General features: G+C 40.7%; 10 protein-coding genes and 1 rRNA gene. 8 read left to right on the top strand and 3 right to left on the bottom strand.

Annotated features, from left to right (window positions below):
- Together rrf and FS608_RS29340 are read left to right on the top strand one after the other, a co-directional pair.
- A 5S ribosomal RNA gene (gene rrf / locus FS608_RS31925) occupies nt 1-74 on the top strand; the annotation flags it as partial.
- An 899-nt stretch (nt 75-973) separates the two neighbouring features.
- The gene (locus FS608_RS29340; RefSeq protein ID WP_144556071.1) at nt 974-4,003 is read left to right on the top strand and encodes an efflux RND transporter permease subunit; all 3,030 of its coding nucleotides are present in this window, start codon (nt 974-976) and stop codon (nt 4,001-4,003) included.
- Nucleotides 4,004-4,208: 205 nt separating this feature from the next.
- Here the strand turns inward: FS608_RS29340 and FS608_RS29335 are convergent, their stop codons facing one another.
- The 3 genes from FS608_RS29335 to FS608_RS29325 all read right to left on the bottom strand — a co-directional run bounded on the left by FS608_RS29335 (nt 4,209) and on the right by FS608_RS29325 (nt 7,096).
- Complete coding sequence (locus FS608_RS29335) at nt 4,209-5,066, bottom strand: RNA polymerase sigma-70 factor (RefSeq protein ID WP_144556070.1); 858 nt, start codon at nt 5,064-5,066, stop codon at nt 4,209-4,211.
- Nucleotides 5,032-6,342: a phytoene desaturase family protein gene (locus tag FS608_RS29330; protein WP_144556069.1), complete on the bottom strand. Its 1,311-nt coding sequence runs from the start codon at nt 6,340-6,342 to the stop codon at nt 5,032-5,034. Before FS608_RS29330 ends, FS608_RS29335 begins: the two co-directional genes overlap by 35 nt.
- A gap of 211 nt (nt 6,343-6,553) precedes the next feature.
- Complete coding sequence (locus FS608_RS29325) at nt 6,554-7,096, bottom strand: hypothetical protein (protein ID WP_144556068.1); 543 nt, start codon at nt 7,094-7,096, stop codon at nt 6,554-6,556.
- A gap of 301 nt (nt 7,097-7,397) precedes the next feature.
- Here FS608_RS29325 and FS608_RS29320 point away from each other — a divergent pair, with 301 nt between their 5' ends.
- The 6 genes from FS608_RS29320 (at nt 7,398) to FS608_RS29295 (ending at nt 13,272) form a co-directional block, all read left to right on the top strand.
- The gene (locus FS608_RS29320; protein WP_144556067.1) at nt 7,398-7,802 is read left to right on the top strand and encodes a hypothetical protein; all 405 of its coding nucleotides are present in this window, start codon (nt 7,398-7,400) and stop codon (nt 7,800-7,802) included.
- A 1-nt stretch (nt 7,803) separates the two neighbouring features.
- Nucleotides 7,804-8,481, top strand: a complete 678-nt coding sequence (locus tag FS608_RS29315; RefSeq protein WP_144556066.1) for a PspA/IM30 family protein — start codon at nt 7,804-7,806, stop codon at nt 8,479-8,481.
- 635 nt (nt 8,482-9,116) lie between these two features.
- Nucleotides 9,117-9,524: a hypothetical protein gene (locus tag FS608_RS29310; RefSeq protein WP_144556065.1), complete on the top strand. Its 408-nt coding sequence runs from the start codon at nt 9,117-9,119 to the stop codon at nt 9,522-9,524.
- Between the two features lies 1 nt (nt 9,525).
- Nucleotides 9,526-10,176 carry a PspA/IM30 family protein gene (locus tag FS608_RS29305; protein ID WP_186328958.1) on the top strand — a complete coding sequence of 217 codons (651 nt, stop codon included), beginning with the start codon at nt 9,526-9,528 and terminating at the stop codon, nt 10,174-10,176.
- Between the two features lie 74 nt (nt 10,177-10,250).
- Nucleotides 10,251-10,907 carry a M50 family metallopeptidase gene (locus tag FS608_RS29300; protein WP_144556063.1) on the top strand — a complete coding sequence of 219 codons (657 nt, stop codon included), beginning with the start codon at nt 10,251-10,253 and terminating at the stop codon, nt 10,905-10,907.
- Between the two features lie 187 nt (nt 10,908-11,094).
- Nucleotides 11,095-13,272 (top strand): transglycosylase domain-containing protein, encoded by a 2,178-nt coding sequence (locus tag FS608_RS29295; RefSeq protein ID WP_144556062.1) that lies wholly within the window; start codon nt 11,095-11,097, stop codon nt 13,270-13,272.
- The last annotated feature ends 428 nt before the right edge of the window (nt 13,273-13,700 follow it).

Raw genomic sequence — 13,700 nt, 5'->3', positions numbered from 1 at the left:
ACACGGAAGTTAAGCTTCTCAGCGCCGATGGTAGTTGGGACACGCGTCCCTGTGAGAGTAGGACGTTGCCAGGCAAAAAAAAGACAATCAGAGATGATTGTCTTTTTTTGTGCGAAAATTTGTATAGTGTTTAATAGTGCCCGTATTTAGCATGGGGGTCCGCTCTTATCGGTTGGGGAATCAGGTTAACACCGGTCTAATAAATAGCCGGAAAAATTCCGCTTAATTTGTAAATAGCACTAAAAATAGCTTGAATAGAGGGAGAGATTCCGCCTATTGACTCGAAAAACGTGAAAATAGAGGATTTTATTTTGGTTAATCGGAAAACTTCCCCTTATTTACCCCAAAACGAGTTCAAATTGTGCAACTAAGCGGAAAATCTCCGCTTATTTTACTGTCGCTGGTTACTTAATTAAGTACAGTACTTTCTCAAATGTCGATAAAAGGATGTACTGGTAAGATCTAATTAATTCCTCTTGCTTCGACTAGCCTTAATGATTCGTTTGATAATCCACCAACAAAGCGGAAAGTTTATAAAAAAAGTCATCGCTATAAAGGTTGCCATGGCGATCAAACTATTATTCATTTCATCCCCGGGACTCCTGGAAACACCGCAAAAAATACCGCATAAATCAGGATGGTAATCAGCAGCGCTAATATCCCATCGGACAACTTCCTAAACATTTTTCCATAACTCCTTCTCCCTATGGCTCATTTCAGTTTTTCAACTAAACCAAACTTTCTGTATAAGTAAATTTTACTAGAAATTTACCATTTTAATCAATTTCGGTGCCTGACACCAGAAAATTTTCTAAGCCTTAGGTCGTAGATGAGATTACAGCAACTGCCCGATGTTGGCTCCTAGATGGAAAACCTATAATAAAAAAGGTAAAAAGAACCAGAAAGCGAGTTTAGTAGGTTGGGAAAGTAGTTAAACTGAAAAAGTACTTAGATTGCGGAGGGGAAAAGAGAGATGAAATCTTGGATTAAGTTTTCGTTAAAGAACGCGGGGGTTATTTTTATCGCCATGTTGATGGTGATTGCAGGAGGAATTTATTCAGTCAAAACGATGAAGATGGAATCAATGCCTAATGTTGACATTCCATATATCATCGTACAGGTTCCATATCTTGGAGCGACTCCTGAACAAGGGTTAGAGGATATAGGCAAACCGTTAGAAAACACGTTATCAGGAATAAAGAAACTAGATAATTTATATATTGAAGCACACAGTAATATGGTCGCGGGGATTCTTGAATTTGAGATGAGCAAGGATATGGATGAAGCGGAAAAGGATGTTACGACCGCGGTTGCTTCGATCCAACTGCCAGCAGGAGCAGAAAAACCTCAAATCCTCAAAGACGGTCCGTCTGCGATGCCGGTTTTTACATTTGCTCTTTCATCGAACACAGCCAATCAATCCGACTTGACTGAATATATCAATGAACGAATTAAACCGGCATTGACTGGAATCGACGGAGTGGGAACGATTGATATCTCGGGTGAAACGGAAAAGGAAGTCGCGGTGAAGCTGGATCCTGAAAAAATGAAGCAGCACGGCATTACCTATGAGACTGTCAAGCAAACGTTTTTAGCGCATCATTTTTCTTTTCCGGCTGGTCAGGTAAATGTCGACGATAAAACCTTGAATGTGCAAGCTGACTTTAAGCTGGATTCTATCGGTGATGTAGAGGATATTCAAATTTTGTCGCAAGGACCAAATGGCATCCAAAAAGTAAAGATGGAGGAGATTGCGGATGTTTCTTATAGCAATAAAAAAGAAACGGTCTATACTCGATTAAATGAAAAGCCAGCGGTTCTGGTTGAGATGAAAGCACAGGCCGGTTCAAATACCGTTGAAGTGGTCGGGCAAGCCAAAGAAAAGCTGGATGAATTAGACCTTCCAGCTGGGTACACTTTAACGAAGTTATATGATACATCCAAAGAAGTGAAAACATCCGTCGATGGAATGCTGCGGGAAGTGCTGCTTGGAACCTTGTTTGCCGTGCTGGTTACGTTTTTATTCCTTCGTAATATCAGGGCAACGATTGTCGCTGTTCTTTCGATTCCGTTATCGATTTTAGCATCCATGATTACCTTGAAATATTTTGGCTATAGTTTAAACATGATGACACTAGCGGGAATCGCGGTAGCCGTCGGCCGTGTCATTGATGATTCAATTGTCGTGATTGAAAATGTGTACCGCCGCACCTTAACGAGCGCGAAACGAGATGAAAAAATGGTGCTAACAGCTGCCAAAGAAGTGGGCGGGGCAATTACGTCTTCCACCCTTACGACCATAGCCGTCTTCGGTCCGCTTTCCTTTGTTCCTGGTATTATCGGCCGTTTCTTCGCTCCGTTTGGGATCACGGTGATCGTCGCCCTGGCGTTTTCACTGATTGTTTCGTTAACTGTCGTGCCATTGCTCGCCAAGTTATTCTTACTTCGTATTAAACCGAAAGAGGAAAAAGAATCTATTTTTCAAAAAGCCTATAAGAATACTCTCTCATGGGTCCTGAATAAACGGGCCTTAACGATTGTACTGGCGGTGGTCATGTTTGCTGGATCACTAGCATTAGTCCCGATGATTCCGAAGAACTTTTTGCCGCAGGAAAAAGCGGTCTCCTATCGCTTAACTGCCGATTTACCTGAGGGAACTTCGCTGGAAAAAGCAAACCTGATCGGGGGTGATATTGAAGAAATTTTAAAACAAGAGAGGCAGATTAAGGATACCCAAACGATTGTGAATGGGGAACATATTCGTTTTTCGATTGATCTAGAGGACGAAACTTCAAAGGGACAGACTAGTAGTTTTGAAAAAAGGGTACGAACAGAAGTAGAGAATCTTAACAGTGAGATGCAGGTGGCCCTTGCACCGGTTGGAATTGTTGGAACGAGTGGTATTGCTTTAATTGTTGAAGGAGGCAATGCCGAAGATCTAGAGACCGCAGGGAAGCTGATTACGGATAAAATTAAAAATATTGATGGCTTAGAAAATGTGGAATCCAATCTGTCTGGTGTGAAGGAACAGCTTCAATTGGATATTAATGATGCGAAAGCCGCTGAAAAAGGCTTAAGCCCGATCATGGTTGCCGGATTTGTTCGAGAACTGATTGCGGGTGACCATGTGGGAGATATGCAAGTAGAGGGAAAAACAACGAGTGTGAATTTGTTATTGGATGGAGGTTCTGTTGATTCTATTGCTGGGATTATGAGTCAAAAATTGACCAATCCGATGGGGCAGCAAGTCAGTCTCTCCGAAGTGGCCATACTCAAAAAAGCACCAAGTCCGTCTGCGTTGTACCGATTAAATCAGCAGCAATATGTACAGGTGACGGGTCGAATCACGACCGACAATTCGTCAGGTGTTCAAGCTGAGGTGGATAAACGATTGAAGACTATCGATTTACCAAGTGGCGTAAATGTTCGTTCCGAGGGTCAGGCCCAAGCGATGAATGAAGGATTTACGAATATGATGCTGGCAATGGCGGTTGCCGTTGTGCTGGTGTTTATCGTGATGCTTGTCGCGTTCGGGAATATGTTAATGCCTGTGGCGATTCTATCGTCGCTGCCGTTCCTATTTTCGGGTGGGTTGTTAGGATTGTATGTGACGAACCAAGCCTTAGGGATGCCGGCATTAGTTGGATTCTTAATGTTAATCGGAATTGTGGTTACAAATGCGATTGTGTTAATGGAGCGTGTGAAACAGAACGAGAAGAAAGGCATGGAGCTTAAAGCGGCGTTGTTGGAAGCTGGAAAAACGCGTCTTCGTCCGATTCTCATGACCGCACTCGCCACAATTGGTGCATTATTGCCATTGGCTCTATCTAGTGAAGGCGGCTTAATTTCCAGGTCCTTAGCAATTGTGGTGATATCAGGTTTATTGACATCAACTCTATTAACCTTAGTGATCGTACCAACTACGTACCATGTAATGAAGTCGATTAAAGGAAAAATTGGCAAGAACCGCGTGGATGTTGGCGGGGAGAGAGAGACAGCGTAAACTAAAAAATTGTAGGAGGGAAGTGGTATATCACTTCTCTCCTTTTTATTGTTTGCAAATTTATCATTAATGTGTATCTTCTAAAATTCGCCCATTGAATTACTAGATTCGCCCATAAACGTTTAGGATTCGCTCATTAAGTGCCTAGATTCGCTCATAAAACTTAGAAATTCGCCCATTGAATCACTTGGGTTAATAGGTGGTATTAGATAGGTAACTTATCAGGATTCATTGTTATATACATTTCGCTTATTTTTTCATTTTGGATATAAAAACTAAGGATACTTTGAATCTTCCCATCCATGTAGATCACGATCGCTGGTTGACCATTGACATTTTTCACTTCAAAATAAGTGTCTATAGGGGCCTTTTTGACGACTCCGTATAATAGGGCTAAAACATTGGCTGCGGATACGACTGGACGGACGGCAGCCGTGACTTTGCCACCGCCATCAGAATATAGTGTAACATTTTCAGAGATAAGCTCTAATAGGACATCTTTATTTTGCAATTGAAACGCTTCTATAAAGCGATTAACCACGGATTTATTCTTCTCATAGTGTAAGCTTTCGCCTTCCACAAGTAAGAGCTTTGACTTAGCCCTGCTGAAAATTTTTCTACAGTTTTCTTCTTTCTTTTCTATCATGTTAGCAATCTCTGCGTATGGGAAATCAAATACCTCCCTTAAAAGGAGGACTGCCCGTTCATCTGGTGCCAAATGCTCCATCATTCGTAAATAGGCGATACTCAAACCTTCCTTTTGTATCAGCATATCCGCGGGATCAAAGGTTAATGTTTCTAGTATTAATGGCTCTGGGTTCCATGGCCCCACATATTGTTCCCGTTTATACCGGGCAGACTTCACTACATCAAGACAGAGGTTCGTCATCATTTTGCAGAGATATGCCTTCTTATTCTTTATGTTCGCCCCGCTTATTTGGTAAGCTTTTAGAAAAGTTTCTTGGACCATATCTTCTGCTTCCACGACAGAACCTAACATCCGATAACCTAATGAAAACAACAATGGTTTAAATTGTTGGTAATCTTCTTTCGTAATTTGCACTATATTTCCTCTCTTCGTTTAAAATGATTTCCGCCGCTGCCTGTTTTCCACTGCTAACCGCGCCATCTGCCAAAATGGAGTCGGGAGAAGCCCAGTCTCCTGCTATATATAATCCCGGAATTTCTGTTTTAGAACGCTGCAGCTTCTGTTCATCCCCTATCTGGGGTAAGCGTTGGTTTACGGTAATGTTCGGGATAAATCTTTTTGTAATCACATATTGCTGCCACCCTGGCTGAAGTTGTTCTAAAAATTGTTCAAGCTCGTTTTTAATACTTGTTTTATCGTGTGTGTCATTTGGATGATGATATTTAAATACATGAAGAACGGCACTCTTTGGATCATCAGAGAGGCGGGCATAAGGTGAATGCACGGAATAATAGAGGGGATCAGTGATGCCCATGGCGAACAAACGTTTTGGGTTAGGCAGCTTGGTTAGAGCAACGTCTAATGTGGCCCCGCGTACAGGTGTTATTTTTGAAAAAAAGTTAGTTTGTACGGTTTCTACTAACATTTCATTTAGTTCGTGGGGGCCGGTTGTACAAATCACATACTTCGCGAGAATTTCTTCGTCATTTGAAAGAACCAATTTTATGTGATCCTGTTGGGTGAGCTTCATTTGTTTAACAAGGGTATGTGATTTAACCTCAACACCTGAAAGAATGGCTTTACTGTGAAGTTGGTCAATAATGGTTTGCCAGCCACCATCTAGATAAAGTACGCCGCCCATCGCATTTTTCATATTCACTACGATTACTTTTGCGCTTACCATTTCAGGAGCATGACAATAGGTTGCCAGTCTGCCAAGTACATATAGTAAGGATTCCACTTTTTTAGAGTGGGTTACCTGCTGCACCCATTGTTGGTAGGTAAGCTCTGCTAACTTTTCAGGATCAGTATTCATTAGCTTTAACAAAACTGAGACCCACTCAATCCGTTCCTTTCCATTCAAAAGACTTGTTGTAAAAAGCTCGAAAGGAGCAAGGGGAGCAGCGTATTCATTATTATTTTCAATTAAAGTGCCGCCTAATTTGGGTGAATTTCCAGTAAGGTGGATTCCTAATTCTTCAAGAATAGACTTGGCTTTTCCTTTTTTATAAAGGGCATGCGGGCCAAGATTCAAATACTGTTGATCCATCTTGTTTGTTCGAGCCCTGCCACCCACATGTTTTCCTTTTTCTACTATTAAAATCGATAAATTGGTCTTCGATAAATAATTAGCTGCAACATAACCTGCTAACCCACCGCCAACAATGACAATATCCAACTTTTGAGTCATAAGATAACCTCCATTATGTTATTTCATAACTCAAGACGATATTGGGTGAAGAAATGTGACAGGAACGATGAAAAAAACGAAGAGGGGGTATAGACGACCGAAGAACAAAAAAAGGAAGGGAAAGGTAGTCAATAGGGGCTATAGACGTGAGAAATGGTAAATGGGGCTGCTTCTTTAAAATAGGGGAGGAAGACACTATGAAGGAACTACCCTATTTTTTACCTGGTATAAGATGCTCTTTTTGTTTTCGATAAACCTTATTTTCCATGATATGTCCGAAAATTCCTATCAATATTCCAAAAGCAAGTCCATTAAAGACAGGGAAATCTAATAATCTAATAACGGTATGATCTGTGATAATGGTAGAGTCGTGCCAAAATAATCCGAAATCCATACCTAATACCATTCCAAGAAAGAAGCCAGACAAATATGTCCTTTGGTCCACATCTTTACCGATCATCTTATTATTATTGGCGATGGCAGCATTAAATGCTTGCCAAATGGCATAACCGTACAGGGATGGGTAAAATAGCGCCCATCTATAATCAATTATGTTATGGGCTGAATTCATATCCCCTATGAATGAGTCGATTAGAGATAGGTTTAGATTTGAGTTCAGATTCACTAAAAATTCCAAGCCAATCAACACAGCCCCAACCATATAATCCTTATTGTAAAATTGCCCGAAGCCAGGTAAAACACATGACCACAACATTGCTGCGTATGGAGATTTATATTGTCGGCTTTGTCTCATGGCGGCCTTTCCCCCAATAAAAAATATGTTATAGAATGATAATTTCTTCAGGAACATCGCTAATCCCTCTTTTTATCCCTTTTTTTGGTAAAAAAGACACATCCGTTAGGTATATATCCTTATATATTCAAACATTAAGATATTCGGATGCGGTTAGGACCATCTGGCGATCGCCCCGAATCGAAGAGAACCACACGGAGAATCTGTGGATTTTTTTTAAAAATAGTTTCTCCTTTCACCAAGTTTTCACCATTCTCTATTAATATTCATTACATCAGATAACGAAAGGAGGTTATAAGAAATGAATTCAAAAGTAAAAAAGGGTATTTTCTGGTGTGTCATCGTTACTTCTGCTGTACTGGTGATTAACTTACTCCACGCTCTTCTAGGTGGAAGCAGTGCTTTTGCTAGAGGTCCACATGGACATGGTGCTGGTGAAATGGGTCAGCGCGGCGGATTTGGCGGAGGCCAGGAGATGATGCATGGCGCACACCATGGCGGAGGATTCCCTTGGCTCTTCCTTATTATTGGACTAGCTGTTCTACTTCTTTTAGTAAGATGGCTTAGAAAGAAATCGAAAACTTCATCTATGAAACAGTTTATTGACACCTCTGTGGTAGGTTCGCATATACCGGTAACAAACCAAAATGCCAGCGTTTTGGATCAATGGGAAAAAAATATTTTAACTAAAAAGGAGAACGAATAACATGGGTATTTTTAAAAGATTCAAGACGATTGCAAAGGCGAATATTAATGGATTATTAGATGGGATGGAAGATCCAATTGCGATGCTAAATGAGTATTCAAGAGAAATGGAACAGGAAATTGTCAAAGGTCAGAATGCGCTAGCACGACAAATCTTTGTAGAGAAAAAACAAGAGGCGCTTATCAATGAAACCAAATCGTTGCTGGACAAGCGTACTCGTCAGGCGAGACTAGCACTTGAGCAAGGCGAGGAGGCCATGGTCAAACTAGCTGTGCAAGAAAAACTCAGCAAAGAAAACCAGTTACAGTTATATGTGGACCAATTATCGTCAATTAAGGGGCAAACACAGATTCTCGTCGAAAAATTGGACCAGCTTAAAGAAACGTACAACCAAATGCAGCAAAAGAAAATCTTATTGGCATCACGTGCGAATGTCGCTCAGTCAATGAAACAGATTCAAAAAGTAACGGTCTCTTTCAATACGGATGATATATCAAGAGGAGTGGCTCGTGAGGAAGAGCGGATCTTAATGATGGAAGCAGAAGTACAGGCAGGTAATCAGTATGCGGCTCCATTAGCTCAGTTTGACGCGGCATACAATAGCTATGTGAGCGAGGAAGAGCTCACGAAGGAAATTGAAAAATTAAAAGGTGAAAAAGAGAAAGTGGCAGCAGTTTAATTTATTGAGGAGAAGCACCGCGAATTGGGCTAAAGGGTTCCGTTTTGAGGTGCTTTTCTTAAAATACATGACAGTCGTATTGGTATATAAAAAAGTAAAACTCGCCAAGTTGAACTGCATCTAAATGAGGTTCTCTTGGGACTCACTCCTTTTTTAAGAAGATGTATTGTCCTTAAGCGAGTAACCAGCAAAAGTGAAATAAGGGGAGATTTTCCGGTTAAATTCAGAATGGAGCTCGTTTCGGGGGAAATAAGCGGAGATTTTCCGATTATGCAAAGAAAAACCTACCATTTTCGAGTTTTTAAAGTAAATAGGAGGAATCCCTCCGCCTATTTAAGGTTTTTTAAATAATAATTACGAAATAGGCGGAATTCGTCCGTCTATTTATCAGCCTGATTGCTTAATCTAATACCTAACCGATAAGTGCGGAACATCTGATCCTAGATGCGGAAATCAGCAGCTTTAAAGATCAATAAAATTAGTACTCGAAACGGCACTGCCAATGACAGAAGGTCCCTCTTTTCCTGTCTCCCATAAAAATTACTAGATTTTAAAAATAGTCTCTCCTTTTCACCAAGTTTTCACCAAACTCTATTAATATTCAGTTCATAAGATAACGAAAGGAGATAAACGAGATGAACACAAACGTTAAAAAAGGTATTTTCTGGGGAGTGATTGTTGCTTCTACTGTCTTAGCAATTAACATCCTCCATTTTCTTCTAGGAGGGAGCAGTGCTTTTGCTAGAGGACCTCATGGACATGGGGCTGGTGGAATGGGACACCATGGCGGATTTGGCGGCGGCGGCCAAGAGATGATGCATGGCGCTCACCACGGCGGAGGATTCCAATGGCTCTTCCTAATCATTGGACTAGCTGCTTTAGTTCTATTAGTAAAATGGCTAAGAAAGAAGTCAAAAGCTTCTTCTATGCAACAGTTTATCAACACTTCTGTGGCAGGTTCACAAATTCCGATAACAAATCAAAATGCTAGTGTACTAGATCAATGGGAAAAAAATCTATTAACGAAAAAGGAGAATGAATAACATGGGTATTTTTAAAAGATTAAAGAGAATCACATCAGCGGAAATGAATGGGCTTTTAGACGGTATCGAAGATCCGATTGCTATGCTAAATGAGTATTCAAGAGAAATGGAACAGGAAATTGTTAAAGGTCAGAATGCGTTAGCACGACAAATCTTTGTAGAGAAAAAACAAGAGGCGCTGATCTATGAAACCAAATCTTTGGTGGACAAGCGTACTCGTCAGGCGAAACTAGCACTTGAGCAAGGCGACGAGGCGATGGCCAAACTAGCTGTGCAAGAAAAACTCAGCAAAGAAAACCAGTTACAGTTATATGTGGACCAATTAACGTCAATTAAGGGGCAAACGCAGACTCTCGTCGAAAAATTGGACCAGCTTAAAGAAACGTACAACCAAATGCAGCAAAAGAAAATCTTATTGGCATCACGTGCGAATGTCGCTCAGTCGATGAAACAAATTCAAAAATCAACAGTTTCTTTCAATACAGATGATATTGTTAGGGAAGTGGCCCGTGCCGAAGAGCGGATCTTAATGATGGAAGCAGAAGTACAGGCAGGTAATCAGTACGCGGCTCCGTTAGCACAGTTTGATGGGATATATGTAAGTGATGATGAGCTAAATAAGGAACTTGAAAAGTTAAAAACGGCATTATAATGCATAAGAAGAGGAGCACCATCCGAATAGTTTGGTACTTCTCTTTCTATCCGTCATAGCGAGGAGGAACTACATTGGATCCAACAACGCTGATTCTCATATACCTGGTGGCAGGGTTGGTAGGCAGCAGGCTTCCTTTTGTTAGGGTGTATTTGGCTCACTGTCACAATTTGGTTAGCATGGTCATAAATGTTTGTTTGGAAGGTGGCTGGAATAATAAAATTCACCTCCATCCTGATGGCACAGGCCAGACAACCGGAAGTCTGATATCGCCCTTTAAAAAAGCACTAATTTCTTATACAGGCTATACGGTTGCATCGGCAGCCGCCATCGGATTGTTCTATTTCGTATCCGGAGGCCACTATCATTTGGTTGTTTATCTGTTTTTAGTGCTTAGTGTTCTAGCTTTATTGTTGTGGATTCGCAACATGTTCTGCGTAATATGGGGGCTTTCCCTTGTTGCCCTATTGGCCTTCCCCCTCTTCCTTCAACATGAAATGATTTTTGTTCATTTGAGTATATTTCTAGCAGCGATTCTATTTACACAATCGATTATTTGTGCGATTCATGTGTGTAAACAAGCGTTCATGTCGAGGAGCAACCCGGCTAGAAAGGCGGCTCTCGTTCAGACGAAGTTTATCCCAGCTGTCATTTTAGGGCTCGCTCTGTTTGGCCAGACCCTTTACGCTGGCTACTTTTTTGTGCAGAATTTTATTGGTTTACCCTTCTAGTTTTTCATTTATCCTCTTCCAAACATGGGAGAGGAATTTTTTTGCTTTTGAAAGAAACAATCAACAAAGATGCCTGATTCCCCTCATAAATTTCAAACCACTTTCGAAATTTTATTATTAGCAGATAAAATATCTCCATTTTTAATCAACATTGCCAAACCATAAATTTACATGGGAGAGAAAAAGAATGTCAGAAGAGACCTATCAATCTCGTGAGGAACGAAAACAAGCGGAAAACGCAAGACGGAATCAGCAAAGAAGTCAGCGGGCACCAAAGAAAAAAGGCTCGTTTTTTAAAAAAATAATTATTATCTTTCTCGTTCTTGGACTGGTTTCGACAGGAGCAGGGGCGATCACGTTTGCTTCCATGATTAAGGATTCGCCTAATTTGGATGACTCTAAGCTGGTGGATCCACTTTCTACGAAATTCTATGATAAAAACGGAAAATTTCTTTATGAGTACGGGAAGGAAAAGCGAACGAAAATTACCTATGATCAACTTCCAAAAGTGCTGGAGCAAGCGTTTATTGCTACGGAGGATTCCCATTTTTATGAGCATCATGGGATCGACATTAAAAGGACGGCTAAGGCCATTTTTGTCAACGTTACCGGAGATTTCGGCTCACAGGGCGGAAGTACGATTACACAGCAAGTGATTAAAAATTCCTTTTTGACGCCGGAGAAAACATTAAAGCGAAAAGTGCAAGAATGGGACTTGGCCTATCAGTTGGAACAGAAATATTCCAAGCACGATATTTTAATGATGTACTTAAACAAAATCTACCTTGGAAACCGCTCTTACGGAGTTGCTGCTGCCGCAAAGAGTTACTATGGTATCGAAGTAAAGGATCTGAAAAAAATGACGCTAGCGCAGGCGGCCTTGATAGCCGGACTGCCGCAGAGTCCGAATAATTACGATCCAACCAAGCCGGAAAACAAAGAAGCGGCCACGAATCGTCGAAATATCGTCTTACGTTCGATGCTTAGAGATGGTTATATAACGGAGAAACAATATAAGGAAGCTTCAAAAGTTCCCGTTACTGAGGGACTTGTCCCAAAAAGCAACCAACAAACTATTCCTTACGAAGCGTTTTTGGATGCAGTTGTAAAAGAGGTAAAGAGGAAACTGAAGGATGTCGACATCAGTGAGGATGGATTATCTATCTATACTACCCTCGATCCAAAAGCACAGAATTATGCAGATAAAATGTTGAACACCAATGAAATCATTGCCTATCCAAATGCGGCTTTTCAGGGGGCTTTTGTCTTTTTAGATACAAAAACCGGTGAAGTGCGTGCGATTGGCAGCGGTCGAAACGAGTATAAAGCTGAATTTCTGGGTAACAACTTTGCGGTCGATCTCAGTCGTCAACCGGGCTCGACATTTAAACCGGTTTTTGACTATGGTCCTGCGATTGAATATTTGAAATGGTCCACTGGTCATCTGATTAATGACCAGCCGACATCGTATTCAACGGGACAGCCGCTTTCAAACTGGGATCATAAGTATCATGGAATGCTGACCATACGGAATGCACTGAACCACTCGTACAATATTCCTGCCCTTCTTACACTAAGGGCGGTTGGAATGGAAAAGGCAAAGAATTTTGCCCAACAACTCGGCATTACTTTTAAAAATAATCAAATATACGAATCTTATGCGATTGGAAGCAATACTGTTAGTCCATTGGCCATGGCAGGGGCTTACAGTGCATTTGGAAATAAAGGGAACTACAATAAACCGCATTTTGTCCAAAAAGTGGTCCTGCCCAATGGTAAAGTCGTTCATTTTACGGAGAAATCAAAACGGGTTATGCATGATTACACGGCGTATATGGTGACTGATATGTTACGCTCTGTTGTAACTAATGGGGGTGGTGCAATGGCCAATGTTCCCGGACTATATGTGGTAGGAAAGACAGGGACTACGAATTTTGACGCACCGACCCGGGCGAAGTTTGGATACCCTGAAAACGCCACGAATGATAGCTGGTTCGTAGGATATACACCGCAATACACCATGGCGGTCTGGACAGGATATGCACAAAACGGTTCTGGGAACTTTATGGACGCAACGACAACACCAATTGCAAAGTATATGTTCAAAGCCATGATGCAGTCATTTGGAACGGATGCATCGAGTTTTCAGCAGCCAAGCAGTGTCTATAGAGTAAATAATGAACTGTATATTAAAGGAGTTACTTCTGCAGAAGTGCCGCCAAAACCAAAACCTATTATTAACAAAGCGAAACCTGCTAGTAATAATGTAGGGATTAAAAATCAGCAGAAGCCCAAAAAAGAAGAAAAGCAAAAAGAGAAAAAGAAAAAGCACCAAGGGAAAGGTAAAGGAAAAAAGAATCATTAGATAGGTAAGACCAGTGAAGAGCCAGGAGATATGCTAATCTCCTGGTTTATTTATTATTGAAACGAAAACCGTAAGACCTTCCTAAAAAAAAGAAAAAACTTTTTGTTGCGTAATTAATATGAGGGTGATACTATAAGGAAGTCGCTTTTGATAGCAAGTTCTCATTGTTAAAGGTGATTGAAAAAGGAATTAAAAATTATATTGACATAGCAACAGGTAGTCGATATAATAACAAATGTCGCTTTTAACAAACGAATGTTAATTGTTAAAAGAAATTAATAAAAATAAAATATTATATTGACATCGTAATGGAGAGTTGGTATAATAACAAATGTCGCTTCTGACATAATGAATTGTTCTTTGAAAACTAAACAAACAAAATCGTGCAAACAAACAATATTAATCGTGTTTCTTCTATTAATATGAAG

It is taken from the genome of Bacillus sp. X1(2014) (assembly GCF_007678255.1).
The sequence above is the reverse complement of the archived record's forward strand: the minus strand, read 5'-3'. Positions and strand labels throughout refer to the sequence as shown.

Excerpts from the sequence above, each read along its gene's own strand:
- FS608_RS29340 (WP_144556071.1), top strand. The coding sequence starts at position 974 with ATGAAATCTTGGATTAAGTTTTCGTTAAAGAACGCGGGGGTTATTTTT.
- FS608_RS29330 (WP_144556069.1), bottom strand. The coding sequence starts at position 6,342 with ATGACTCAAAAGTTGGATATTGTCATTGTTGGCGGTGGGTTAGCAGGT.
- FS608_RS29325 (WP_144556068.1), bottom strand. The coding sequence starts at position 7,096 with ATGAGACAAAGCCGACAATATAAATCTCCATACGCAGCAATGTTGTGG.
- FS608_RS29320 (WP_144556067.1), top strand. The coding sequence starts at position 7,398 with ATGAATTCAAAAGTAAAAAAGGGTATTTTCTGGTGTGTCATCGTTACT.
- FS608_RS29315 (WP_144556066.1), top strand. The coding sequence starts at position 7,804 with ATGGGTATTTTTAAAAGATTCAAGACGATTGCAAAGGCGAATATTAAT.
- FS608_RS29310 (WP_144556065.1), top strand. The coding sequence starts at position 9,117 with ATGAACACAAACGTTAAAAAAGGTATTTTCTGGGGAGTGATTGTTGCT.
- FS608_RS29305 (WP_186328958.1), top strand. The coding sequence starts at position 9,526 with ATGGGTATTTTTAAAAGATTAAAGAGAATCACATCAGCGGAAATGAAT.
- FS608_RS29295 (WP_144556062.1), top strand. The coding sequence starts at position 11,095 with ATGTCAGAAGAGACCTATCAATCTCGTGAGGAACGAAAACAAGCGGAA.